At 41.4% G+C, this 256-nt stretch carries 1 protein-coding gene; it reads right to left on the reverse strand.

Annotated features, from left to right (window positions below; genetic code table 11):
* On the reverse strand, positions 1-239 hold a 239-nt coding region (locus AAEZ08_RS23200; RefSeq protein WP_500125216.1), incomplete at its 3' end, for a flagellar export protein FliJ.
* Positions 240-256: the final 17 nt, after the last annotated feature.

Here is a 256-nt window from a genome sequence, read left to right on the forward strand (position 1 = left end):
CGTTTGGCTTCTATTACCCTTGCTTTGGTGGCTTTTTGGGCTAACAACATTTCAACAGCTTTGCGTTTTTGCTGTTTTTCTTGCCAATGAACTTGACGATAACCCACTTGTTTTTCGGCATCTTTAACCGCACCAACTTGCTGAATAATAGCGCTATCCACTTGGCGGATAAACTGATGAAATTGATGATATTGGTTAGCGCGTAATGTCGTCCCAGTATGCCCTTCCATCTGTTTCATATAATCTAAGCGATAGT

It is taken from the genome of Pseudomonas sp. E45-MNA-CIBAN-0222 (genome assembly GCF_040310405.1).
Taxonomy (GTDB): Bacteria; Pseudomonadota; Gammaproteobacteria; order Pseudomonadales; family Pseudomonadaceae; genus Stutzerimonas; species Stutzerimonas stutzeri_AC.